The following is a 22966-nucleotide window of genomic DNA, read 5'->3' on the forward strand; positions in this document are numbered from 1 at the left end:
CAAAGTCATGCCTTGTCCCGTTTCAAAGCCGCGCCGCGGCCACGGCGGTGCCATGGCGTCTTCGGTACTGAGCTGATGTCAAAGGCCAGGAAGGCCAGGATCAACTGCACCCCCATCAGGACCGGCAAGGCCGACAGCATGACGGTGCCGGCGGGTGTGACCGTGCCTTCGCGCGCCGCCGACAGCCAGTGGCTCAGGCCGTACACCGAGCCAAAGCCCAGGAGCAGCAAGCCCAGCGGCAGTTCGACGGAAGCGATCGACAGGTCGCGCAGGTAGTAATTGTAGAAAATGCGCTTGCTGAAGTTGCGGATATGCTTGGCCAGGAACTCGCCAACAATCTTGGAGATCTTCAGGTTGCTGACCTCATCGCCATAGCTGGCATCCATCGGCACGTCCTGCACCACGGCGCGCAAGGTATTCAAGCGGAACAGGATGTCCGTCTCAAAGAAATAGCGCTTGCTGATCTTGTCGAACGGCAGGTGGCTGGCCACATCGACGTGGATTGCGGTATAGCCGTTGGTCGGATCGAACAGATCCCAATAACCCGACGAAATCTTGGTCATGAACGACAGCACGGCATTGCCGAACAGGCGGATCGCCGGCATCGAGCGGATCTCCTCGAGATCGTAGAAACGGTTGCCTTTGGTATAGTCGGCTTCGCCACGCAGGATCGGGCCAACGAAATCGGGCACCAGGGATGGATCCATCTGCCCATCGCCGTCGATCTTGACGATCACGCCTGCGCCATCGGCAATCGCCTGGCGGTAGCCGTGCATCACCGCGCCACCGACGCCCTGGTTGACTTCATTGCGCAGCACAACTACGCGCGGGTCGACATTGTTTTTCTCGATGAAGTCGCCCGAGCCTTCGGGACATTTGTCATCAACCGCGTAAATACGCCATACCTCGGGGCCAATGGCGGCGATCACCCCCAACACGTGGTTGGTCACCTTGTAGCAAGGGATCACCACTGCGATTTGTTTGGACTCGCTAAACATTCGTTTCATAATTTTCTTCGACAAAGAGTCAATTCTTCAGCCGTTCGACATGGATCCTGCCAATGGCAATGCCGAGAGTGCGGGCTGAATTGGCCGGCTTGAACACGCCGGATTCAAAGACCAATCGATCGGCTGGCTTGGCCAGGTTGATCTCCAGAATGATGTCCTGGGGCGCGCCCGTCAGGGCCAAGGGGTAAGTCTTGTCGCCAGCCTTCAGCCGCATCGGCGCGTCCAGGTTTTCTGCCAGGCTCCAGCCGAACAGGGTGATGCGCAGTTTACCTTCAAGCAAGCGCGGCAAGACAATTTCCGCCTTTGGCTCGCTGGTCCACGCGCCCCACTCCTCCAGCTCGTTAAAGCCGGTCGGCAGCACGCCATTGTCAGGCGACTGGGCCAATGCCAGGCTCAATGACTCGCCTTCGGCCAACACAGTCCTGGGTACAGCGGGACGCGCTGCTTCGGTCGCGTGGGGAACCAGCGCCACCGCCGAACCGCGCAGCGTCATCAGGCGCAGCTGCTTGAACGACATTGCCGCCTTGTAGTCAAACTGAAGTTTGTAGTTGCCATCGATCAGGACCCAATCGGCTCCGGCAATGTCCTGTGGCGTCACGACCTCCCCTGCTGGGCGCGCAATGACTTGGGGAGCATTGCCCAGCCCAAACAAGAGATAGGAGGCACGGCCATAGCGCTCTTCCGTCACCAGCACCCCGCGCCCCATTTGCTTGTCGCCCAACAGCATTCCCAGGGCCTGGCCGCTTTGGCTGGCGTCCTGGGTGCCGTGCAGGTGGACACACAACCAGGCGTAATTCTGCACGAATCCCGCGCCCAGGATCAGGAGCAGCTGCGCGATCAGGATCCGGGACTGCCACTCACGCTTAAATACCGTCAACAGCAAACCGGCGATCACCGCGGCAATCACCAGCATGCCAAGATATGGCAGGGCGCCGCCGTGCGACCATTGATACCAGTTCTTCGGATTGAAGAAGGCCATCAGCAAGGGATGATCCCATGGGTAGATCTTGAACTTCGGCACCACCAGCAACAGGAACAGCACTACTGCAGCAGCCAGTACCGCGCTGCACAGTTTTCTCAGGCGGGGCGACAACTGTGTCAGCGCGTAGATATACAAGGGCGGCAGCCAGATCAGGGCGGTACTGAGGTAGCGGCCGTGCAGGCGCATCGCCTCGCCATCGGTGATTGCGGCCGCGCCGGCCGTAAACCAGGCAGCCATGGCAAGGTGGGAACCCAACATGGCGAGGGCAAAAATCGCCAATGCCGTCTGCCGCGGCGTATCGCTGCGCCGCTCGCGCAGGCGCGAAAACAAATGCGCAGCGGACCAGGCCAGCGCCGGAGCAAAAATCAGGACCACCACCACCAGATTCGCCAGCAAATAATGCAAGGCACTGATCACTTTGGTGAACAAGGAAACCTGCACCGCCGTATTCAGGTACTTGCCATAGAATTTCAGTCCGAGTGCAACGGTCGGGTCGAGCGACCAGTTTCCAGTGGATGCGAAGGCAAGCAAGATCAGTGCGACATAGCTTGAAGCCAGCATGAGCAGGCAATTGCCCAGCACCACCGACAGCCGGCGCGGTCCGACGCCGGCCAGCCACATCAGGCCCAACGCAGCCACTGCCGCGAGCAATAACGCCACAGCATGCGGCTTGATGAGGATCGCCGCGCCGAGCGCAGCTCCTGCCAGCACGCTGGCACGCAGCGATTGTTCGGGATAGATGCGCACCAAGGTAAAGCCAAGGATGGCGGCCAGCAGCATCAAGTCCACTTCCGGCATGACCGCGTAGAGATAGATGTGCGCAGGGAACAGCAAGCAGCACAGGACGCTCAACAGCATGCGCCGCTGGTCCAGCAGCGGACGCACGGCGCTGCACACCAGCCATACAGCAGCCACGAACTCGATGGCGTGGATGATGCGATAGGCTGTCAGGAAATGGCCGCCAAATAAGACGGTGCCGGCATGTACCAGCGAGAAGTACAGGAAGTTCGATACCCGCTGCAAACCCGGGTCCAGCTGGTACAGGGCTTCGAGCTGATGGTTGAATTTGCCGCTAATGAAAAAAGCATATTCATCCGACCCAAAAATCGGTCCACCCACACCGGCGGCAAATATCACGAAGCTGGCAAATGCGACGAATATTACAGATGGTATCGACAGGGTGAATCGACTATTGCTGGTCATCTTTTCTTCTTTTATTGGGATGTCGGCCAGCAGCCAGGTGTGGCCGCCGGAAGCATTCATTTGCCCAGGTTGCGGCGAATGGCGTCCAAACGATTAACGTAATTCAATCCGGTCGGACGGTAAGCGAAACGGTTCTGCATATGCCTGCGCGCCACTGCTCCCAGCGCCCGGCCCTTCGCCGGAGCGTCCAGCATTTCGACCATGAAGCCAACTGCCTGGTCGTAATCGGGATCGGCCCAGACCTGGTTTTCGTGGTGCGGATACTCGCCTTCCAGTACCGGGATCAACTTGTAATCCACGCCGCGCGATGCTTCCGGCACCATGAAATCCATATTGCCGGAATAGGCGGTAGCAATCACCGGCCGGCCCAGCGCCATCGCCTCGGCACAGCCGAAGCCATAACCTTCGGAGCGATGCAGCGACAGGAAGCAATCGCAGCAGCGCACCAGGTTCTTCACTTCATCGCCGGTCATCACGTGCTGGATCAGGGTGACGCCGTTGTGCAGGTTGGCCACTTGCTGCTGCAGCTCGGCAAACGCGGCCGGATTGGTATCGACGCCGTTCACCTTGATGACCAGGTGCGCCTTGGAGTACGGGCGCTTGGCCAGCAGGCTGCGGAAGGCGCGCAGCACGCCGGCCGGATTCTTGCGCGTCGAGAAGGAGCGCAAGTCATAGAAGAACAGGAAGGTGTAGTCGGCTTCGGGAATGCCGAAGTAGCGCCGCCCCATGAAACCGCTCAGGGAGACCTGGCACGACAATGGCATGTGGTAGATCGGCTTGGTACAAACCTTTTCCAGGCTCTCCATGATGAAACGCGATGGCGCCCAGATTTCGTCAAAGCGATCGAGCTGGCTGGCCCATTCTTCCGGATAACGCGGCAACTCCCACAGCGGATAAATGACGTTATAGCCAGGCAATTGCTCGGGATGGCCCAGGTGTTTCCAGGCCTGCTTGATCTCGTCGCCGTTGATGTGGAAGACATTGATCGGCGCCAGCGCATCCTGCATCGACGGCCCGAACTCCGCCTTGTCCGCCGCCGATGGCTGCGTCAGCTTGTACACATCGAGCAGGCGCGGTGCTTCCCCCGCTGCGCGGAAGGAGCGGAAACTGGCGCGCAAATGCTCGCCCATGCCGATCGGTGTGTAAGGGTGCCCGACCAGGCAGACCTCGTTTTGTTTGGATGTAGTCATACTCATTGCTTATTTTTTCGACAGCAAACGGCCGGCATCCAGCGCATTGCGCACTGCCTCGAGATAGGTATGGCCGAAGCGGCGGTCCGGCTCCAGGTAGGCGCCCTCCGCCCATTCGTTCCAGGCGTTCACGAACACCAGGCGCTCGTCGCCATAGTTCTGCTTGCGGGTCTCCTCGATCGACTCTTCGAGCCAGGCCTGGAAGGCGCCAGGCGTGGCATGCTCGAAGCAGAAACTATTGCCGCCGCGGCGGGCGGTGTTGTCCCAGCCTGGCATCACGCCTTTGAAACGCGTGTAGCCGGGCGCTTCGCGCGTGGCGTAGTGCACCGCGATTTCACGGTAATCGGCAACGCCGCCGGCAAAGTCGGAACGCAGGATTTCTCCACTCGGCGGTTTAGGCACAGCCATGCCCTGCGGCGGGAATTCGACGCTGGCATCACAGCCAAACTCCGATGGATGCGAGTCCGAATGCACCAGCTCGAACGATTCGACCATGGCAATGTAGATCTCGCCAATCCCCTGCTCGCGGCAGACGGCGCGCCAGCGCGCCGCAGTTTCTGCAAAGTCCGGGAACAGCGTGACGCGGTACACCACCAGCAGCGGCTTGCCATCGATACGGATATATCGCTCATCCTTGAAATACCGGATCAGGTCGTTGATGACCGCGATATCGTCCTCGATCGAATGCGATTGCGCCATCAGTACTTCGTGCTCCTGGCCATCCCAGCGGCGGCTCCAGTTCTCGTTTGCCCAGCACAGGCAGAACGGCTGCTTGGGTTCATCGGACAGCAGCAACTGCTCAATCGGACGTTCCAGCAGGCGATGGCCATCGAACCAGTAATAGTAGTAGCAGAAGCCGTGCACGCCATAGCGTTGGGCGAGCTCAGCCTGCTGCTGCATCACTTCCATCAGGCGCAGGTCGTAATAACCCAGGTCGGCCGGAACGCGCGGCTGGTAGTGGCCGACAAAGTTAGGTTGCGCCTTGCTGACGTTGGTCCATTCGGTGAAGCCCTTGCCCCACCACTGGTCGTTTTCAGGGACCGGGTGGAATTGCGGCAGGAAGAAGCAGATCAGGCGCGGATCCATCCTGCTTTCCAGCGCCGTCGTCCACTTTTCCTGCAGCGTAGTCAGGTTATTGTGGATGGCACGCATCTTGAACGAGTCATCGCCCTGGGCTGTCGTTTTGGACAGGTGATGAATGATGGTGGCATCCGGATTGTAGTAAATGTCGTAGCCGGCATTGCGGATGCTCAGGCACAGGTCGGCATCTTCGCAGTAGCACGGCAAGAATTCTTCCGAGAAGCCGCCGATCTTTTTCACCATCTCGGTCGACAGCAACAGGCAAGCGCCCGAGACGTAGTCGACCCGGCGCAGGTAGGAATAGCGTGGCTTCAGCGGGTCGTCGTTCAGGCCCACCATGGTGGCGGCGCCATCCGGCGTGAAGGCGACACCGGCCTCCTGCAGGAAGCCATTCGGGTAGACGAAGCGCGGACCGACCGCGCCGACGTTCGGCTTCAGGTCAAAGGTCTTGAGCAGCGCGCCGAGCCAGCCGGCGGTCACTTGAACATCGTTATTGAGATAGAGCACATAGCGGCCCTTGACCTCATCCAGCACGCGGTTGCAGTTGCGCAGGAAGCCCAGGTTCTGCGCGCCACGGCTGTAGCGGATATTCTGCACCAGGGCCAACACTTGTTCCGTGTCGTCGGTCGAGCCGTCATCGGCCACGATGATTTCAAACGTATGGCCAGGCTCGACATGCTTGGCGATGGATGCCAGGCACTCCAGGGTCAGGACGATGTTATTGAACACTGGCAGGATGATCGACACATCCGGCGTTGCCACCAGCGGCGGGAACGCCAGCGACGCCGCAGCACGGTGCAGGTCAGCGCGATCGATCTTGACCATCTCATATGGCTTGACGTCGAGATTCTCGAAGCGCTTCGCTTTTACCTGGGCAATCCCAGCCTTGATCGTGGCGTGGTCTTGCCATTCCCAGATGCCGTCGGCAACCGGCAGCGCTTGCTGCAGGAGGAGGCCCGAGCTGGTCCGCACGGCAGGCGCCTGGGCAACCGCCGGCGGCAGCGTGAATCGCTGGTACTCGCGCCAACGCTGGTAAGCGCCGCTACCCTTCAGGGCGAAGCCGAAGAAGGTGAAAATGCCGCTCTTCAATTTTTGCTTGCTGGCGTGGGACAGCGGCAAGGCGCGATATGAAGCCAAGGCGGCGGCAGCCACGAACTTGCGTCCTGTGCGTGGCAAGGAGCGGCGCGGCGCCTTGACGTGGTCCGCGGTTTCCGGGTCAGCGATCGCTGCCACCGGGGTCGGTGCGGCTGCGGCGGCGCGGGCCAGGGTGTACGACACCTCCAGGCCGCAATGGGTGAATACCTCGCGCCAGAATGGCAGCAAGGTGACCATCTGCTGCGCCTGCATGCCAAGCGCGCCAGCATTGCCGGCCTTGCCCTTGATCAGCTCCGCGGCACGCAGGAAATATCCTTGCTCTTGCAACTGGGCGATTTCGGCGGCGCCGACAGGCGCCGAGCCGGCGCCTTTTTGATCCAGCGCGGCAAAAATCTCGTCGCTGAACGCTGCCAGCTCATTATCTTCCTCGAAGCCGTGCCCGCCCTTGACGCCGGAACTGGCGCCGGTTTCCAAAGCAACGCCAGCAGCGCGAAGGCCGCGCATGACCGCGTCCGTATCGCCCTGATGCATATCCAATGCAATCAGCAATTTCATTTTCTGAACTTCTAACATCTATCCTTGCCTTCCATCATGCCGCCATCCGATCGCCTTGCTGAGTCACTACGCCGTCTTTGGCGGCGCGGTGAGCAGTGCTTCCTGCTCCCGGCGCGTGATTTCCTCTTCCAGGTGCTGGACATGCGCATCGCGCTGCAACACCACATTTTGCAAGGCCTGGATCTGCTCCATCAACCCCTGCGCATGCTGGAGCGACGCGTTTTTCATGTCCACCAGGTCGGCGCGCGCTTTGATCAGGTCGGTGCGCTCGACCTGTCGCGTGCCCAAGGCAGAAAAGTAATTGCGCAGCAATTGCTGCTCTGGGGCGCCGGCCTGCAGCCACGGCATTGCGGCCGCCTCGCTGGCGCCGCCGATACGCAACACGCCCAGTCCGTGCGAATGCACGAACTCATGATGCTCGGCATAGCGTTCCTTCAATTCCTCCCACAGCTGCCAGACGCCGAAGCCACGCTCACGTACATTGATGTCGTGGAACAGGACAATGGCGCCGGGCGCCAGTTTTGGCAGCCAGGTGTCGAAGTCGTGCTTGACCGCCTCGTAAGTATGCAGGCCATCGATGTGCAGCAGGTCGATCGAGCCGTCGGCGAAGTAGTTGGCCGCATCATCGAAGGTCATGCGCAGCAGCCGCGAAAAACCAGAGTAAAAGTCCTGGTTGTGCATATGCACCTGTTCGAACACCTCTTGCCCGTAAATCCCGGCGTGCTCATCGCCCTGCCAGGTATCGACCGCGTAGCATTTGACGGCGATTCCATCTTCCTGTGCCGCCTGGCAGAAGGAGAAATAGGAGTTCCCGGTGTGGGTCCCCAACTCGACCAGCAAGGCCGGACGCTGCTGCTTGATCAGCCACGCCGCAAACGGCAGGTGGCCGCTCCAGGAATTGGGGGCTCGCAGGGAGATGGGCGTGAAATTGGCAGCTTGCAGCAAGCCGTCTTTGAAGTCATTCATGGGAAGCTATGGTTTTAAGATTAATACTTTGCATCGGGATGCCGATCAAACCACCAGCCACGCTGGTGGACTCGGACTTGAAGCTGACCGCATCGTGCACCCAATGATGTTGCACGTGATTGTGTTGCGAGCCATTGGCGATGGCCACGGTGATCGAATACTGTCCGGCAGCCAGGCGCGGCATCTGGAAATCGAAATCCGCCACCAGGAACTGGCCGTCCTCGCAGGCGACCGGCGTCTCCATATAATCGAGCCAGGTATTGTCGCCAAACAGGTTCTGTCCCGTTTTATCCTTGATGTAGAAGCCGATAATCGGCGAATCGAGCAAGCCGTGGGCCTGCGCCTCGACACGCAAGGTCACATTCTCGCCGCCGACAATCCATGCCAGCGGCTGCTTCTCGGCATCCAGGAAGCGCACTGCCGTGATCTGCGCCTCGCCCTTGCCGAACGAAGGCGCATCGGGATTGAAATCGAACAGTTCGAGGTCGTTGCGCAAATTGCTGGCGTTAATGAAATCGCGCCGCTGGTCTTGCGCCGCCGCGGCCACCCGCTCGACGCTGGAAGCCTTGATGCGGGTTGAGGTACTCTTGCCTTGCTGGGCCTCGTAGAACGCTTCCAGGTAATGCTCGCACACTTCCTTGGGCGTGCCGCGCTCCAGCATATGGCCTTTTTCGATCCAGATTGCGTCGCTGCACAGGCTGCGCACGGACGCCGTGTCATGGCTGACAAACAGGACGGTCCCGGTCTTCATGAACTGGCGCAGGAAGCGCATGCACTTCTGGGTAAAGAACGCGTCGCCGACGGCAAGCGCTTCATCCACCACCAGGATATCGGCGTCGACGTGGGCGATGACGGCAAATGCCAGCCGCACCAGCATGCCGCTGGAATAGGTTTTGACCGGCTGCTCGATGAAGTCGCCAATGTCGGCGAACGCTTCGATTTCGGCAAAACGGGCCTCGGTGTCGGCGCGCGGCAAGCCCAGCACGGCGGCGTACATGAACACGTTCTCGCGCCCGGTGAATTCAGGGTTGAAGCCGGAACCGAGTTCAAGCAGCGCAGCGATCCGGCCATGGGTCTCGATGGTGCCGCTGGTCGGGTTCAAGGTGCCGCAAATCATTTGCAACAGGGTCGACTTGCCGCTGCCGTTGCGGCCGATGATGCCGACCGTTTCGCCCTTTTTGATCTCGAAAGACACGTCGTGCAGCGCCTGGAACTCGCGGAAATACTGCTTGCTGCCGGCGCCCAGCAGCTTTTGCATGCGCGGCAGGATCGATTGCTTCAGGCGGTCGTGCGGCTGGCTGTAAATCTGGTAGCACTTGCTTAAATTGCTGACCTTGATCGCGATTTCAGAGGACATCGGCAAAGCCTTTCCGTGTTTTCTGGAACCAGGCGAAGCCGAGCCAGGCGATCAGTAGCGAGCCGCACAGCGAAGCGGCGAGCAGGCCCAGGTCTGGCACGCGGCCCCAGAACAGGACTTCGCGCGCCTGTTCGATGACCGGGGCCAGCGGATTGAAGGCGATCAGGTGCCGGTATTCCGGCGGCAGCGTGTCGACCGAATAGAAGATCGGCGACAGGAACATCAGCGTGGTGGTCAGGATGCCGATGAATTGCGAGGCGTCGCGCAGGTAGACGCCAAGCGCGGCCAGCACCCAGCTCAGGCCCAGGATGAAGAACGGCAGCGGCAGGACCACCAGCGGCAGCAGCAGCACGGTGGCATGCGGCACGCCAATCAGCAGCACGTAGGCCAGCAGCCAGACCAGCAAGCTGATGCAGGCGTGGAACAGCGCCGAACCCAGCGCCACCCACGGCAGGATCTCGAGCGGGAACACGACCTTCTTGACGTAGTTCACATTCAACAGGATCAGGGTCGGCGCACGATTGACGCACTCGGCAAACAAGTTGAAAATGATCAGGCCGGCAAACAGCACCAGCGCAAACTCGGTTTTCGAGTCGCTGCCGCCGCTCCAGCGCGACTTGAAGATCACGCTGAAGACGAAGGTGTACACCGTCAGCATGAACAGCGGATGGAAGAACGACCACAGGATGCCGAATACCGATCCGCGGTAGCGTCCGATCACTTCGCGCTCAACCAGGGCTTTGATCAGGCCGCGGTTGCGCCAGGAACTAGCCAGCATCTGCCGCGGCGCAATGGAAAATTGCTGCATCAGGCAAACACCTCCGCTTGGCTCAGCGGCGTACCATTGGCATCCTTGGCCGACAGCGACGGCGTGCCCTGGTACTGCCAATCGATCGCCAGCTCAGGGTCATTCCAGGCGATGCTGCGCTCATGCTGCGGCGCATAGTAGTCGGTGGTCTTGTACAGGAACTCGGCGCTGTCGCTCAGCACCACGAAACCGTGGCCGAAACCTTCCGGCACCCACAGCTGGCGCTTGTTGTCGCCGCTCAGGATTTCGCCGACCCATTGGCCGAAAGTTGGCGAGCTCTTGCGCAGGTCGACAGCGACGTCGAACACGCTGCCGGCCACCACGCGCACCAGCTTGCCCTGCGCCTGCTGGACCTGGTAGTGCACGCCGCGCAGCACGCCCCTTGGCCGAGCGCGAGTGGTTGTCCTGCACGAAATTGGCGCTGCGGCCAATCGCTTCTTCAAAGCGGGCCAGGTTGAAGCTTTCGTAGAAAAATCCGCGCTCGTCGCCGAATACCTTGGGTTCGAGCAGGACGACGTCGGGAATACGCAATCGGGTGGCGTTCATCAGTACACTTTCTCTTCCAGGATGCGCAGCAGGTATTGGCCGTAGCCGTTCTTGGCCAATGGACGGGCCAGCTGTTCCAGCTGCGCGGCGCCGATCCATTGCTGGCGGAAGGCGATTTCTTCCGGACAGGCGACTTTCAGGCCCTGGCGGTTTTCCAGGGTGGCGATGAACTGGCCGGCTTCCAGCAGGGACTCGTGGGTGCCGGTATCGAGCCAGGCGTAGCCGCGGCCCATGATTTCGACATTGAGCTTGCCCTGCTCGAGGTACAGGCGGTTCAGATCGGTAATTTCCAGTTCGCCGCGCGGCGACGGCTTCAGGCTCTTGGCCAGGTCCGCCACCTGGTTGTCGTAGAAGTACAGGCCGGTCACCGCGTAGTTCGACTTTGGCTTGGCCGGTTTTTCTTCCAGCGACAGCACGCGGCGCTGCTCGTCGAACTCGGCGACGCCATAACGCTCGGGATCGTGCACGTGATAGGCAAACACGCTGGCGCCTTCGCTGCGGTCCATGGCGTTGCCGAGCAGGTCCTGGAATTCGTGGCCGTAGAAGATGTTATCGCCCAATACCAGCGCCGACGGCGCGTCGCCGATGAAATCCTCGCCGATGATGAAGGCCTGTGCCAGGCCATCGGGCGATTCCTGTACCGCGTATTGCAGGTTCAGGCCCCACTGCTCGCCATTGCCCAGCAGTTGCTGGAAGCGCGGGGTATCCTGCGGGGTCGAGATGACCAGGATGTCGCGGATGCCGGCCAGCATCAGGGTGCTGAGCGGGTAGTAGATCATCGGCTTGTCGAACACCGGCAGCAATTGCTTGCTGATTGCCAGGGTGGCCGGATGCAGCCGTGTGCCGGAGCCGCCGGCGAGAATAATGCCTTTGCGTTTCATGCGGTTTTCCGTTCAGGAGAGTTGATCAATAAGGCGGTCGACATGCACTTTCCAGTCCGGCATTTGCAGGTCGAGGGCGCCGCACAGTTTGCTGGTGTCCAGCCGTGAATTCCTGGGCCGCTGGGCCGGCAGCGGATAGGCTTCGGTCGCGATCGGCTTGATCTGGGCCGGGCCGGCCTTGAGCTGGGCGCCGCGCGCCATGGCGCGCTCGATGGCGTAGCTGGCCAGGCCGTGCCAGCTGGTGGCGCCGGCAGCGGTCAGGTGGTAAATCCCGCCCTCCAGCGCGCCGCGGCGATAGGCCGCGATGGCCAAAGCGGTGACGTCGGCGATCAGTTCGGCCGAGGTTGGCGCGCCGAACTGGTCGGCCACCACGCTCAGGCTGTCGCGCTCGCCAGCCAGGCGCAGCATGGTCTTGATGAAGTTGCCGCCATGGGACGAGAACACCCAGCTGGTGCGGAACACCAGGGCCCGGCAGCCGCTGGCCAGGATGGCCTCCTCGCCGGCGCGCTTGCTGCGGCCATAGGCGCTTTGCGGCGCGGTGGCGTCGTCTTCCCGGTAAGGCCCATCCTTGGCGCCGTCAAACACGTAATCGGTAGAATAGTGCACCAGCAGCGCGCCGTGCGTGCGCGCGTACGCGGCCAGCGCGGCCACCGCACCGGCATTGACGGCCGTGGCGCCCGCTTCGTCCGACTCGGCGCGGTCGACCGCCGTGTAGGCGGAGGCGTTGACGATGACGTCGGGCGCCTGCTCGGCCAGCACGCGCTGTACCGCACCGAGGTCGCCCAGGTCCAGGCCGTCACGCCCGAGCGCCGCCAGCTCGCCCAGCGGGAGCAGCGTGCGCTGCAACTCCTGCCCGACCTGGCCATTCTTACCGATCAACAGGAGCTTCATGCGTACTGTTTCTCCACCCAGTTGCGGTAGTTGCCACTGGTGATGTTCTGCACCCAGCCCGGGTTGGCCAGATACCACTGCACGGTCTTGCGGATGCCGGTATCGAAGGTCTCGGCCGGCTTCCAGCCCAGCTCGCGTTCCAGCTTGCCGGCATCGATCGCATAGCGCTTGTCGTGGCCGGGGCGGTCCTTGACGAAGGTGATCTGGGTCTCATACGACTGCGCATCGGCGCGCGGCTGCAGTTCATCCAGGATGGCGCACAGGGTATGCACCACGTCGAGGTTGGCTTTTTCATTCCAGCCGCCGACGTTGTAGGTCTCGCCCAGCACGCCTGCTTCCAGCACGCGGCGGATGGCGCTGCAGTGGTCCTTGACGTACAGCCAGTCGCGGATCTGCTGGCCATCGCCATAGATCGGCAGCGCCTTGCCGGACAGCGCGTTGTGGATCACCAGCGGGATCAGCTTTTCCGGGAAGTGGTAAGGGCCGTAGTTGTTCGAGCAGTTGGTGGTCAGCACCGGCATGCCGTAAGTGTGGTGGTAGGCGCGCACCAGGTGGTCGCTGGCGGCCTTGCTGGCCGAGTACGGGCTGTTCGGCTCATAACGGTGCTGTTCGGTGAAAGCCGGCGCCTGCGCTTCCAGCGAACCGTACACTTCATCGGTCGACACGTGCAGGAAGCGGAACGCTTGCCTGGCGTCGCCTTCCAGGCCCCCCCAGTAGGCGCGTGCTGCTTCCAGCAGGTTGAAGGTGCCGACAATATTGGTCTGGATGAATTCGCCAGGGCCAAGGATCGAGCGGTCGACGTGGCTTTCCGCGGCGAAGTTCAGGATGGCGCGCGGGCGGTATTCCGCCAGCAGCTGCGCCACGCGCTCCTGGTCGCCGATATCGGCGCGCACGAAGACATGGCGCGCATCGCCTTCCAGCCCGCGCAGGTTCTCCAGGTTGCCCGCGTAAGTCAGCTTATCCAGGTTGACGACAGGCTCATCGGACTGGGCCAGCCAATCGAGGACGAAATTGCTGCCAATGAACCCGGCTCCGCCAGTTACCAAAATTGTCATAATATTGTTGGATTTTGTTAAAAATTGCCGTCTTTTAAACCAATTCCGGCATTTCGGACGACGGTTTTAGATTGGCCAATATTTTAACATTTGGCCGGACACACCTCCAAACCGCACCAAACGCGCGTGCCTTAGGCGTAGCCTTGCGGGTTCAGCTTTTGCCAGTTCCAGTGATCCCGGCACATGGTGGCGAGATCGCGCTGCGCCTGCCAGTCCAGATAGCTGGCCGCATACGACGGGTCGGCAAAACAGGCGGCGACGTCGCCGGCCCGCCGCGGCGAAATGCTGTAGGAGATCTTTTTCCCGCAAGCCACTTCAAACGCCCGCACCACCTCCAGCACGCTGTAGCCGGTACCGGTCCCCAGGTTGATTTCGGCACACTGGGGGACCGCCAGGCGCTCGAGTGCCTTCAAGTGGCCCAGCGCCAGGTCCACCACGTGGATATAGTCGCGCACCCCGGTACCGTCGCGGGTCGGGTAATCGTCGCCCCACACGTTCAGGTACTCGCGCCGCCCTACAGCCACTTGCGCCACGTAGGGCATCAGGTTGTTGGGTATGCCTTGGGGATTTTCGCCGATCAAGCCGCTCTCATGGGCGCCGACCGGGTTGAAGTAACGCAGGATGGCGATGCGCCAGGCCGGATCGGCGCGGTGGACATCGCGCAGCATGTCTTCAATGAACAGCTTGCTGCGGCCATAGGGATTGGTGGCGGACAGCGGATGATCCTCGGTCAGCGGCAGGCGCTGGGGCTCGCCGTACACCGTTGCCGACGAACTGAACACGAGCGTGCGCACGCCGCAGTTCTGCATCGCGCCCAATAACCGATGGGTGCCGATCACATTGCAATCGTAGTAGGCCAACGGTTTCTCAACCGACTCGCCGACCGCCTTCAGGCCCGCAAAATGGATCACGGCTTCGCACCGGTAGCTGCGCAAGGCCGCCTCGATGGCATCCTGGTCCCGGATATCGCCCTCGACCAGGATCGGCTTGCGTCCCGTGATGCGTTCGATGCGCGCCACCGCTTGCGGATGACTGTTGCTGAAATTATCGAATATCACGATCGCATGCCCTGCCGCCAGCAGCTCAACGCATGTGTGCGATCCGATATAACCGGCACCACCTGTCACAAGGATGTTCATCGATGCTGTTACCTCAGATTTTTTTGAAAATGGCCGCAACCACCAGGCTGATATTTCCAAGCCGGGTCTGGCGGTACACACCACTACGGCAAAAACCAATCAGGCGCGGGATCAAGCTCATTTCCCTGGCCTGGGCAAAGCGATTGAATATGGTCCGGCTGTCCGGCGTCAGCCGGTCTTCCAGCTTGCGCAGCGCAGCGACGTAAGCAGTATTCCAGTCCCTGTGCTGCCCCTGCCATACCTTGAGCATGCGCTGGTAGCGCGCCTTCCAGCTGGCATCCATCCCGATCAGGTTGCCGCCATGCTGGCGGTAACGCAGCGTCGGCACCGGATCGCAGAAAACTTCGCCACCACATCCGGTGACTGCCATATAAGCCCACCAGTCGTGATAAACGATCGGTACCCGCGCGCCAGCGCGCAGCAGTGCGCGGGCCGCATGATTGAACACCATCGTATTGCCGCCCGCAATGTTCTGCACCAGCGCATTCGCGAAACAGGGATTGCCGAACCAGGGGGACAAGCCAATCTCCTGGTTGTCGGCGTCGACCAGCCTGGTGCGCGAGCAATACAGGGCAGGCAAGTCCGGCGGGATACGCTCCAGCCACTGCACGGCCCGCTCCAGCTTGTCCGGGTTCCAAATGTCGTCCTGGTCCGAATACGCGTAATAGTCGGCCTGGATGCTGTCGTTGCAGGTGAGCGTCAAGAAATTCGCCGCAAAGCCCTTGGCCGGTCCCGCACAGACCGACAGCTTGCCGTCCGGCCAGCGCTTGCGGTAGGCCTCGAGAATCGCCTGCGTGTCATCGGCTGAGCCGTCATCCGACGCCCATACTTCCCAGTTGGAATGTGTCTGTGCAGAAAAAGAGTCGAGTTGCTCCGCAAGATAGTGCTGGCCATGGTATGTGCTCAGCAGGATAGCCACTTTAGGCAACACACCCTCCTCGTTTACAAGCGCAAAGTATAGCAGCCGTTGCCCCGGCGCGGCGCACTCGCTCAGGCATGGCCGCTTAGCCGGCGCCAGGCCAGGTGGAGCAGCGAGCGCAGGAAGATGACGCGGCTTTTCAGCTTGCGCCACAGCGGCCGGCGGGAACTGGTGACATTGCTGCCATGGATGCGGCGGTACAGCAGCACTTCGCCCAGGTGCAGGTTGCCGCCCGCCAGGTTGGCCGCCATGGCAAGCCACAGGTCGTGCGACTCGACATAGCCGGGAATCGGCAAGGCCAGCCGCGCCAGGTCCTTGCCGAAGGCCATATTGCAGCCATAGTAGAAGGCCTGGCCGGTAAAGATGCGCAGGATATTGCGCCAGTGCCGGCTGGAATCGGCCGGATCGAGCTCCCGGTACGGCGCCGGGATCGCATTGCCGGCGGCATCGATGAAGCGCGCATTGCCGGTCGCCAGCCAGACCCCGGGGCGGCCGAGCGCGCTGCGCAATGTCGCCAGGCGCCCAGCGGCCCAGATATCGTCCTGGTCGGCCAGCACCATCCAGGGATGGCGGGCCTGTTGCAGGGCCGTGGAAAAGCTCCTGACGTGGCCCTGGTTGACCGTATTGGCATGCACCCTGATCCTGCGGTCGCGGTAGGAACGCAGCAGGTCCAACGTGCCATCCTGCGAGGCATCATCGACAATAATCAGTTCATCGCCGGCCTCCATCTGGTCCAGGATGGAAGCCAGCTGCGCCGCCAGGTAGCGCGCGCCATTGTAGGTCGCCATGCAGATGCTGACGTTGGGCCCGTTGCTCATCCCGCGTCCCGCGCCAAGGCAGCGGTAATCTGCTGCACCGCATGCCCGACCGAAAACTCGCGCTCGAACAGCGCCTGGCAGCGTGCCGGCAGCGCCGGGTCGGCGCCGACCTGCTCCAGCAACTGGTGCGCCAGCGCGACCAGCTCGTCAAGCTGGTTGCTTTCACAGATCTGCCCCACCTGAGCGCTGCGGATGATGCCGGCCAGGTCATTGCCGCGATTGACGTTGGCCAAGACCGGCAGGCCGCTCTGCATATAGGTCAGGAACTTGCCGGGAATATTGTGCGACTTGTGGCGGGGATCAAGGGCAACGATGCCGATCTGGCACTGCGCGTACAGGTCGGGAATCTGGTCGGGGTGAATCTCGTCGAAGAAGAGCACGTTATCCAGCCCGCGCGCCTGCGCCGCGCCGCGCAAGCGACCGGCATCGCTGCCGCGCCCGACGAACAGGAAGCCGACGTCGGTGCGCGCGGCCAGCGCGCCGGCCAGTTCAAGCACGATGTCCATGCCCTGTGCCACACCCATATTGCCGGCATACACCAGGATCTTGCGCCCGGCCAGCGCGCTCTCGCTGATCCGTATCGGGCAGCGCGCGCTGGCCGGCTTGTCCAGCCAGTTTTGCAGCACTTCCAGGCGGCGGCCGGGCCCGCGCTGCCATTCACTGAAGTAGGAGAGGTTGCCCGGGGTCTGGACGCCGATCACGTCCGCCACCGAATACTGGTAGCGCGCCACGGCGGAAAAACAGCGGTAAGGCAAGCCGCGCCCCATCAGGCCCATGTCGACCGCCCACTCGGGAAAGATGTCACGCACGATCAGGTAACCCTTGCACGCGCTGGCTTTCTTGAGGGCGCTGGCGAGCGGCCCGTGGAAAATGGAAGGGGCATACCACAGCACGCCATCCCACTGTTCATTGGCCAAAGGGCTGCGGCGCAGCTGGCGGCGCATGGCGAACGGCATCAGGAATTCGCCAATGGTGCGCCGCACGTAGCCGATATCCTTGGTGCGGGGCGCCCTCAGGCGCAACACGCGCACGCCGTCGACCTGCTCCAGCGTCCAGGGCTCGGCCAGCCCGGCCGCCGGCAGCATGACGGTCAGCTGGTGGCCCTGGCGGGCAAACTCGCGCGACAGGTCGCGCAGCTGCACGGCACCAGAGGTTCGAAACGGTGGAAAAGTGTCTGCAATCAGTGCAAAGCGAAGCGGCCGCGTCATCAGTATTGTTTCCAGACCACGCGCCTTACGTAATCCGTATAGCTATGGATGATGCGCACCACCTTGTCGCTGACATTCGGCATGCTGTAGTCGGCCACCAGGCGCAGGCTGCGGTCGGCGCCGCGCGGCTGGCTTTCCAGGATCGCCAGGCCCTGGCGCACGCGTTCCAGTTCCAGGCCGACCATCATGACGGCCGCCTCTTCCATCGCTTCCGGGCGCTCATGCGCTTCGCGCAGGTTGAGGGCAGGAAAATTCAGGATCGACGCTTCTTCGCTGATGGTGCCGCTGTCCGACAGCACCGCCCTGGCGTGCATCTGCAGCTGCACATAGTCGTGGAAGCCGAGCGGCTTCATCAACCGCACCAGCGGATGGAACCGGGTGCCGGTAGCATCCACCCGCTTTTGCGTGCGCGGATGGGTCGATACCACGACCGGCAGGCCATGCTCTTCCGCCACCGCGTTCAGTACCTGGACCAGCTTGCCGAAGCTGCGCTCAGACTCGATATTCTCTTCACGATGGGCGCTGACCACGAAGTACTGCCCGGCCGACAGTCCCAGGCGCACCAGCGCGTCCGACGCCTGGATCTGCGGCAAGTAATGCTGCAGCACCTCGTACATCGGGCTGCCGGTCTTGATGACCTGGTCGGGCGGCAAGCCTTCGCGCAGCAGGTAGTCGCGCGCAATGCTGCTATAGGTCAGGTTGATGTCCGAGGTGTGGTCGACGATGCGGCGGTTGGTCTCTTCCGGCACGCGCAGGTCGAAGCAGCGGTTGCCCGCTTCCATGTGGAAGATCGGCACCTTGCGGCGCCGGGCCGGAATCACCGACAGGCAGCTATTGGTATCGCCCAGCACCAGCATGGCTTCCGGCTGCACCTGCTCCAGCACCTCGTCGACTGCCGTGATCAGGTTGCCGATCGTGTTGGCCGCGCTCTTGCTGCCTTCGGCGCTGCTCAAGAAGAAGTCGGGCTTGCGCACGCCCAGGTCATCGAAGAAAACCTGGTTCAGTTCATAATCGTAATTCTGGCCGGTATGCACCAGCACGTGGTCGCAATGACGGTCCAGCGCGGCCAATACCCGCGACAGGCGGATGATTTCCGGACGCGTGCCCACCACCGACATGACTTTGAGTTTTTTCATTCTTTGGCTTTCACAGCGGGCAAGCGAAGGTGTCCGGCTTGGCGCGGTCGAAGATCTCGTTGGCCCACAGCATCACCACCAGTTCCTCGTCGCCGATATTGGTGATGTCGTGCGTCCAGCCCGGCACGGTTTCCACAATCTCGGCCTTCTCGCCACTGGTCAGCAGCTGGTAGCGTTCGCCGCTTTGCATATGGCGGAACTTGAAGCGCGCGCGGCCTTTGATCACCAGGAATTTCTCGGTCTTGCTGTGGTGGTAATGGCCGCCGCGCGTGATGCCGGGATGGGCGGTGAAATAGGAAAACTGGCCGCTGTCGGGCGTTTTCAGCATTTCGACAAAGACGCCGCGCGCGTCGCCGTACTGCGCGACCGGGTAGGCAAACGCCTGCGTCGGCAGGTAGCTGACGTAGGTGGCGTACAGGGCCCGTACCAGGCCGGTGCCGACGCGCTCCGTCAGCAGGCTGGCGCGGCTGTCCCTGAATGCCTCGATCTGCGCGGCAAGCTTGCCGACGGTGGTGCTGTACTGGGGTGCCACCAGCTCGCAGCCGTCCGCATCGAGGCTGGCGTCCGCGCCATCCATCAGCTGGATGAAACGGCTTATCACGTCGTCCACGTAGGCCAGGGTCAGCGCGGCGGCCGGATCGTCGAGCCGGATCGGCAGGCCGCGAGCGATGTTATGGCAGAAGGTCGCGACTGCCGAGTTATAGTCCGGCTTGCACCATTTGCCGAATACATTAGGCAAACGGAACACATGGACCGGCACGGCGTGGCTGTCCCGCAGTGCGAACAGCGCCACTTCCGCAGCGCGCTTGCTGGCGCCATAGGGGTTGTCGCGGCCGGCCTGGGTCGACGAGGCAAACAGCACCGGGATGCGGCGGCCGGTGCCGGCGATCGCGCGGCACAGCGCCTGCGTCAGGTCCTGGTTGCCGGTAACGAATTCCTGCGGATCCTGCGGGCGATTGACCCCCGCCAGGTGAAACACGAAGCCGACGCCATCCAGCAGCGCAGGCAATTGCGAGACATCCTGCGCGCGGGTGAAACACAGCACTTCAACATCGCTGCGTTCAGCCAGGTGCAGCTGCAGGTTCTTGCCCACGAAGCCATTGGCACCAGTGATCAACACCTTCATGGCTCAATCCTCAGGCTCGACATGCTGGCCGCTGACGATCGCCTGGATAAAGCTCAGCTTCATCAGCAACTCCTGCATGCCGGGCACTTCGAGGCGGGTGGTGTTGTGGGAGTTGTATTCCACCGCTTCCGAAATCTTGATTTCACCCTGCTCGACGAATTTCCCATAATTCAGGTCGCGCAAGTCCGGCGGTACCCGGAAGTAGTTCCCCCGATCCTCGGCAGCTACCATTTCTTCTCGGCTCAGCAGCACTTCAAACAGTTTTTCGCCGTGGCGGGTACCGATAATATGGATCGGATGGGCCGGCGCGCCGAGCAGGCCGGTCATGGCTTTCGCCAAGGTCTCGATGGTGGCGGCGGGCGCCTTCTGGACGAAGATCTCGCCCGGCGCTGCATGTTCAAAGGCGTACAGCACCAGGTCCACCGCATCATCCAGGGTCATCATGAAGCGCGTCATGCTGGGATCGGTGATCGTGATCGGCTGCCCGGCCTGGATCTGGTTGGTGAACAGCGGGATCACCGAACCGCGCGAGGCCATCACGTTACCGTAGCGCACCGCGCAAATCGTGGTTTCCGAGGTGCTGCGGGATTTCGCCACGATCACCTTTTCCATCATGGCCTTGCTGATGCCCATCGCATTGATCGGGTAGACGGCCTTGTCGGTGCTCAGGCATACCACACGCTTGACGCCGCAATTGATGGCTGCCTCGAGCACGTTCTCGGTGCCGATGACATTGGTCTTGACCGCTTCCATCGGATGGAATTCGCAAGAAGGAACCTGCTTCAGCGCTGCCGCGTGATAGATGAAGTCGGCGCCACGCACCGCATTCAATACCGACTGGTAATCGCGTACGTCGCCGATATAGAACTTCAGCTTGGGGTCGTTGTACTTCTTGCGCATGTCATCCTGCTTTTTCTCGTCGCGGCTGAAAATGCGGATTTCTTTCAGGTCGGATTTGAGAAAACGGCGCAGGACAGCGTTGCCAAAAGAGCCAGTGCCTCCGGTAATCAACAGCACTTTGTCTTTGAACATGTGAATTCCTTATTTTTATGGCAGCAAGGATTTCATCGAGTCAAAACCCTGCAAAAGTGGAGAATTTTACCAAAAAGCTCAATTTCAGCCGTAATTGGTAACATTGCCTAACAAATTGGCGTCCGGCAGGCAGCCGCAGTTACGCGCTATACTGCAGGCCATGATGAACCTGGCCGCCATTGCCGTCCGCTGCAACGCAGCCTCCCTGCCTGGGAGCGCAGCGCGCACGCCTGTCATCGCCTGGCTTTCCTAGGCTCGGTGGGGCCTGGGCCGGATCACTCCGGCAACCGCCGCCCCGCCGAGCCGCTCCGCTGATCCCGACGCAGAACCGAACCCCAGGAGAATCCCCTATGCAGCCCCACATCATCATTTCATCACTCGATGCCGAGCGCATCGAGGCACTGGCCGGCGCCGGCGCCGCGCTGCTGGACGAACTGGCGCGCGCCGATATCCGCGCACCGGAACAGATGCCGCCGGACGTCGTCACGATGAATTCCACCGTCCGCTTCGACATCGACGGCTCGGGCGAAATACGCTGCCTGACGCTGGCCTACCCGAAGGACACGGCCCAGGTGCCGGATGCCATTTCGATCCTGACACCGATCGGCGCTGCCCTGCTGGGCATGTCCGTCGGCGCTAGCATCAGTTGGCCGCGGCCCGACGGCCAGTTGTCGCGCGTACGCGTGCTGGAAGTGCTGTACCAGCCCGAGCGGGCCGGCGACTATTTCCGCTGATGCCAGCCGGCAGCGTTCAAGCCGCAGCAGCCTTGCGCGCCGCCTTCGCGGCGTACATGGCCTGGTCGGCATGGCGCATCAGCTGGTCGATCACCTCGCCGTGTTCGGGATAGAGGGCGATGCCGATGCTGGCGTGCGGCTGCAGGGTGCTACCGGCCAGCACCAGCGGGGTGGCAATCACTTGCTGGATCTTGCGGGCCACGGCCTCGGCCTGCGCGTGGTCGGCCACGTTTTCCAGCAAGGCGACAAATTCGTCGCCGCCGATGCGCGCCACCGTATCGGCTTCGCGCACGCAGGAAGTGATGCGGCGGGCAATCGCATGCAACAGCTGGTCGCCGACCACGTGCCCATGCTGGTCGTTGACCTGCTTGAAGTCGTCCAGGTCGATGAACAGCAAGGCGCCGCGCGACTGGCCGCGCCGGCAGCGCGCGATGGCGGACAGGATGCGGTCCTGGAACAGGCGCCGGTTCGGCAGGCCGGTCAGCTCGTCGTAGCGGGCGGCGTGGGCCAGGTCGGCGTGCAGCGCCAGCCTTTCGATGACGGCGCCGGCCTGGCCGGCGGTAAATTCCAGCAAATCGATATCCCTGGCCGCCAGCGCGCCATGGCGTCCCAGGTCCAGCCGCATTTCACCGAAGGCGATACCGGAAGCCGACAGGCTGACGTGGTGCCAGCCCGCCGCATCCGGCGGCGCCGAGCCTGACGGCGTGCTGGCATAGGCCAGGCGTTCGCCGGGCTGCAGCACCACGGCCATGCCGCGCAGGGGCAGCAAGCCTTGCAGGATGCGCTCGAATGCGCAAAACAGTTCAGGCAGGGTTTCCGCGCCATGGGCGGCGGTGGCCAGCGCCAGCATGCCGGCCTGGCGCTGCTCGGCCAGTTTGCGCTCGCTGATGTCGCGCGCCACGCCGATGCGCAGGCGGTGATCCGGCGACCAGCGTGCGCTCCACATGATGTGGGCCACGCTGCCGTCCTTGCGCAGGTAGCGGTTTTCGAAACCGAGGCCGGGACGGCCGTTCAGCACATGTCCCATTTCCGCTACAGTGCGCGCTTGGTCGTCGGGGTGGATGAAGTCGAGGATGATGCGGCCGGCCATTTCCTCCGGCGCATAACCGAAGATCGCCCGGCAGGCCGGATTGACAAACACAATGCGCCCGCCCTCGTCCACCATGAAGACGGCATCCAGTAACAGCTCCGGCAGGCGCGCTAATGCATCGGTCATCAGCCGAGCATACCGCAAAACC

General features: G+C 62.0%; 19 protein-coding genes and 1 pseudogene. 1 reads left to right on the forward strand and 19 read right to left on the reverse strand.

All coding sequences use genetic code 11. The features are described 5' to 3' along the window. Nucleotides 1-5: 5 nt before the first annotated feature. From ACQ4MM_RS04610 to ACQ4MM_RS04695, 18 genes and pseudogenes are all read right to left on the reverse strand, one after another. Nucleotides 6-1007, reverse strand: coding sequence for a glycosyltransferase family 2 protein (locus ACQ4MM_RS04610; protein ID WP_431476283.1), 1002 nt, complete (start codon nucleotides 1005-1007; stop codon nucleotides 6-8). A gap of 19 nt (nucleotides 1008-1026) precedes the next feature. Beyond that, the gene (locus tag ACQ4MM_RS04615; RefSeq protein WP_431476284.1) at nucleotides 1027-3252 is read right to left on the reverse strand and encodes a glycosyltransferase family 39 protein; all 2226 of its coding nucleotides are present in this window, start codon (nucleotides 3250-3252) and stop codon (nucleotides 1027-1029) included. Next, a complete protein-coding gene (locus ACQ4MM_RS04620; protein ID WP_431476285.1) occupies nucleotides 3249-4382 on the reverse strand; it encodes a glycosyltransferase family 4 protein in 1134 nt (377 codons plus the stop codon). The genes ACQ4MM_RS04615 and ACQ4MM_RS04620 overlap by 4 nt, the downstream gene beginning before the upstream one ends. 9 nt (nucleotides 4383-4391) lie before the next feature. Next, entirely contained in the window at nucleotides 4392-7112 is a 2721-nt protein-coding gene (locus ACQ4MM_RS04625) for a glycoside hydrolase family 99-like domain-containing protein (protein ID WP_431476286.1), read from the reverse strand. A 66-nt stretch (nucleotides 7113-7178) separates the two neighbouring features. After that, entirely contained in the window at nucleotides 7179-8078 is a 900-nt protein-coding gene (locus ACQ4MM_RS04630; protein ID WP_431476287.1) for a class I SAM-dependent methyltransferase, read from the reverse strand. Continuing rightward, nucleotides 8071-9435, reverse strand: coding sequence for an ABC transporter ATP-binding protein (locus ACQ4MM_RS04635; protein WP_431476288.1), 1365 nt, complete (start codon nucleotides 9433-9435; stop codon nucleotides 8071-8073). The genes ACQ4MM_RS04630 and ACQ4MM_RS04635 overlap by 8 nt, the downstream gene beginning before the upstream one ends. Further along, nucleotides 9425-10243 (reverse strand): ABC transporter permease, encoded by an 819-nt coding sequence (locus ACQ4MM_RS04640; RefSeq protein ID WP_431476289.1) that lies wholly within the window; start codon nucleotides 10241-10243, stop codon nucleotides 9425-9427. The genes ACQ4MM_RS04635 and ACQ4MM_RS04640 overlap by 11 nt, the downstream gene beginning before the upstream one ends. Next, nucleotides 10243-10789: pseudogene (gene rfbC / locus ACQ4MM_RS04645) on the reverse strand (dTDP-4-dehydrorhamnose 3,5-epimerase). The gene ACQ4MM_RS04640 and the pseudogene rfbC overlap by 1 nt, the downstream one beginning before the upstream one ends. Then, nucleotides 10789-11670: a glucose-1-phosphate thymidylyltransferase RfbA gene (gene rfbA, locus ACQ4MM_RS04650; RefSeq protein WP_431476290.1), complete on the reverse strand. Its 882-nt coding sequence runs from the start codon at nucleotides 11668-11670 to the stop codon at nucleotides 10789-10791. Before rfbA ends, rfbC begins: the two are co-directional and overlap by 1 nt. A gap of 12 nt (nucleotides 11671-11682) precedes the next feature. Beyond that, nucleotides 11683-12561, reverse strand: a complete 879-nt coding sequence (gene rfbD / locus ACQ4MM_RS04655) for a dTDP-4-dehydrorhamnose reductase (RefSeq protein ID WP_431476291.1) — start codon at nucleotides 12559-12561, stop codon at nucleotides 11683-11685. Further along, on the reverse strand, nucleotides 12558-13616 hold the full coding sequence (gene rfbB / locus ACQ4MM_RS04660; protein ID WP_431476292.1) for a dTDP-glucose 4,6-dehydratase: 1059 nt from the start codon (nucleotides 13614-13616) through the stop codon (nucleotides 12558-12560). The genes rfbD and rfbB overlap by 4 nt, the downstream gene beginning before the upstream one ends. A 131-nt stretch (nucleotides 13617-13747) precedes the next feature. Beyond that, nucleotides 13748-14755, reverse strand: coding sequence for a UDP-glucose 4-epimerase GalE (galE, locus tag ACQ4MM_RS04665; protein ID WP_431476293.1), 1008 nt, complete (start codon nucleotides 14753-14755; stop codon nucleotides 13748-13750). Nucleotides 14756-14768: 13 nt separating this feature from the next. Next, complete coding sequence (locus tag ACQ4MM_RS04670) at nucleotides 14769-15674, reverse strand: glycosyltransferase family 2 protein (protein WP_431476294.1); 906 nt, start codon at nucleotides 15672-15674, stop codon at nucleotides 14769-14771. A 71-nt stretch (nucleotides 15675-15745) separates the two neighbouring features. Continuing rightward, a complete protein-coding gene (locus ACQ4MM_RS04675; protein ID WP_431476295.1) occupies nucleotides 15746-16492 on the reverse strand; it encodes a glycosyltransferase in 747 nt (248 codons plus the stop codon). Next, a complete protein-coding gene (locus ACQ4MM_RS04680; RefSeq protein ID WP_431476296.1) occupies nucleotides 16489-17700 on the reverse strand; it encodes a glycosyltransferase family 4 protein in 1212 nt (403 codons plus the stop codon). The genes ACQ4MM_RS04675 and ACQ4MM_RS04680 overlap by 4 nt, the downstream gene beginning before the upstream one ends. After that, nucleotides 17700-18836, reverse strand: coding sequence for a non-hydrolyzing UDP-N-acetylglucosamine 2-epimerase (gene wecB / locus ACQ4MM_RS04685; protein WP_431476297.1), 1137 nt, complete (start codon nucleotides 18834-18836; stop codon nucleotides 17700-17702). Before wecB ends, ACQ4MM_RS04680 begins: the two co-directional genes overlap by 1 nt. A gap of 10 nt (nucleotides 18837-18846) precedes the next feature. Then, a complete protein-coding gene (gene wbjC, locus ACQ4MM_RS04690; RefSeq protein ID WP_431476298.1) occupies nucleotides 18847-19962 on the reverse strand; it encodes a UDP-2-acetamido-2,6-beta-L-arabino-hexul-4-ose reductase in 1116 nt (371 codons plus the stop codon). A 3-nt stretch (nucleotides 19963-19965) separates the two neighbouring features. Then, nucleotides 19966-20994 carry a polysaccharide biosynthesis protein gene (locus ACQ4MM_RS04695; protein WP_431476299.1) on the reverse strand — a complete coding sequence of 343 codons (1029 nt, stop codon included), beginning with the start codon at nucleotides 20992-20994 and terminating at the stop codon, nucleotides 19966-19968. A gap of 350 nt (nucleotides 20995-21344) precedes the next feature. Between ACQ4MM_RS04695 and rnk the strand changes: the two genes are divergently transcribed. Continuing rightward, nucleotides 21345-21728 carry a nucleoside diphosphate kinase regulator gene (gene rnk / locus ACQ4MM_RS04700; protein WP_431476300.1) on the forward strand — a complete coding sequence of 128 codons (384 nt, stop codon included), beginning with the start codon at nucleotides 21345-21347 and terminating at the stop codon, nucleotides 21726-21728. A gap of 16 nt (nucleotides 21729-21744) precedes the next feature. Here the strand turns inward: rnk and ACQ4MM_RS04705 are convergent, their stop codons facing one another. Further along, nucleotides 21745-22944 carry a diguanylate cyclase domain-containing protein gene (locus ACQ4MM_RS04705; RefSeq protein WP_431476301.1) on the reverse strand — a complete coding sequence of 400 codons (1200 nt, stop codon included), beginning with the start codon at nucleotides 22942-22944 and terminating at the stop codon, nucleotides 21745-21747. Nucleotides 22945-22966: the final 22 nt, after the last annotated feature.

This window comes from Massilia eburnea, assembly GCF_050709955.1.
GTDB lineage: Bacteria > Pseudomonadota > Gammaproteobacteria > Burkholderiales > Burkholderiaceae_D > Rugamonas > Rugamonas eburnea_A.

Bases quoted from the DNA above. Each gene is read 5' to 3' on its own strand.
- ACQ4MM_RS04610 (WP_431476283.1), bottom strand. From the start codon at position 1,007: ATGAAACGAATGTTTAGCGAGTCCAAACAAATCGCAGTGGTGATCCCT.
- ACQ4MM_RS04625 (WP_431476286.1), bottom strand. From the start codon at position 7,112: ATGAAATTGCTGATTGCATTGGATATGCATCAGGGCGATACGGACGCG.
- ACQ4MM_RS04635 (WP_431476288.1), bottom strand. From the start codon at position 9,435: ATGTCCTCTGAAATCGCGATCAAGGTCAGCAATTTAAGCAAGTGCTAC.
- wecB (WP_431476297.1), bottom strand. From the start codon at position 18,836: ATGAAAAAACTCAAAGTCATGTCGGTGGTGGGCACGCGTCCGGAAATC.
- ACQ4MM_RS04695 (WP_431476299.1), bottom strand. From the start codon at position 20,994: ATGTTCAAAGACAAAGTGCTGTTGATTACCGGAGGCACTGGCTCTTTT.
- ACQ4MM_RS04705 (WP_431476301.1), bottom strand. From the start codon at position 22,944: ATGACCGATGCATTAGCGCGCCTGCCGGAGCTGTTACTGGATGCCGTC.
- ACQ4MM_RS04615 (WP_431476284.1), bottom strand. From the start codon at position 3,252: ATGAATGCTTCCGGCGGCCACACCTGGCTGCTGGCCGACATCCCAATA.
- ACQ4MM_RS04620 (WP_431476285.1), bottom strand. From the start codon at position 4,382: ATGACTACATCCAAACAAAACGAGGTCTGCCTGGTCGGGCACCCTTAC.
- ACQ4MM_RS04630 (WP_431476287.1), bottom strand. From the start codon at position 8,078: ATGAATGACTTCAAAGACGGCTTGCTGCAAGCTGCCAATTTCACGCCC.
- galE (WP_431476293.1), bottom strand. From the start codon at position 14,755: ATGAACATCCTTGTGACAGGTGGTGCCGGTTATATCGGATCGCACACA.
- rnk (WP_431476300.1), top strand. From the start codon at position 21,345: ATGCAGCCCCACATCATCATTTCATCACTCGATGCCGAGCGCATCGAG.
- ACQ4MM_RS04680 (WP_431476296.1), bottom strand. From the start codon at position 17,700: ATGACGCGGCCGCTTCGCTTTGCACTGATTGCAGACACTTTTCCACCG.
- rfbB (WP_431476292.1), bottom strand. From the start codon at position 13,616: ATGACAATTTTGGTAACTGGCGGAGCCGGGTTCATTGGCAGCAATTTC.
- rfbD (WP_431476291.1), bottom strand. From the start codon at position 12,561: ATGAAGCTCCTGTTGATCGGTAAGAATGGCCAGGTCGGGCAGGAGTTG.
- rfbA (WP_431476290.1), bottom strand. From the start codon at position 11,670: ATGAAACGCAAAGGCATTATTCTCGCCGGCGGCTCCGGCACACGGCTG.
- ACQ4MM_RS04640 (WP_431476289.1), bottom strand. From the start codon at position 10,243: ATGCAGCAATTTTCCATTGCGCCGCGGCAGATGCTGGCTAGTTCCTGG.
- ACQ4MM_RS04675 (WP_431476295.1), bottom strand. From the start codon at position 16,492: ATGAGCAACGGGCCCAACGTCAGCATCTGCATGGCGACCTACAATGGC.
- wbjC (WP_431476298.1), bottom strand. From the start codon at position 19,962: ATGAAGGTGTTGATCACTGGTGCCAATGGCTTCGTGGGCAAGAACCTG.